Raw genomic sequence first — 708 nt, forward strand, 5'->3', positions numbered from 1 at the left:
AGTTCGACTTTCGCAGTTCTTGCGTCATTTGCTAGCAAATGTTTATAGAGAAAACGGCCTCCGGGTTGCAGGCTTTCGCCTGTGGTAATTAACCCGAACAAGGAGGCCGCTTTCAATGGACATTGCTACATCTTTCATGCCACTTCTGCAAGTCTTCACCGCCGCGATGACCGAGCCAACCGCCGAGTCGTTTCGGCAGCTCATCACGGGATGGATCTTTGCCCCGCGAAGAACCATCCTCGGGGCACTGCGGTCCACCGACGTAACCAAACACCACAGCGCCTACCATCGGCTCTTCGCCACCGCGCGGTGGTCAATCGACCAAGTTGGGCTGGCGATGTTCGATCTCGTTGTCCGACTTACCGATCAGCACCGCTACTATCTCGTCGGTGACGATACGTTGGTCCACAAGACAGGACTCAAAGTCTACGGGGCGGGCATGCACCGTGATGCCTGCCAGAGTTCCAGTGGCTTCACCTCGTTTCGCTGGGGACATTGCTGGGTCGTGCTGTGCGTGCTGGTACCCTCCCGTAGAGACCCGCAACGCAAGTACGCGATCCCCGTCCTGATGAGACTTTACCTCAATACCAAAACCAACGAAAAGCTCCGGCGGAAGCATCGAAAGAAGACTGAGTTGATGCTTCAAATGATCAACGTCTTGTCGAAACATGCGGCTGGTAAAACGCTGCATTTCATTGGCGATTCGGC

Annotated in this window: 1 protein-coding gene; it reads left to right on the forward strand. The window is 55.1% G+C overall.

Translation table 11 applies throughout. The annotated features are described in order from the left end of the window. Positions 1-115 precede the first annotated feature (115 nt). Positions 116-708 (forward strand): transposase (locus GE027_RS22645; RefSeq protein ID WP_162006905.1); only part of this gene is annotated, 593 nt, incomplete at its 3' end.

Origin of the sequence: Roseimaritima sediminicola, from assembly GCF_009618275.1 — a bacterium.
GTDB lineage: Bacteria > Planctomycetota > Planctomycetia > Pirellulales > Pirellulaceae > Roseimaritima > Roseimaritima sediminicola.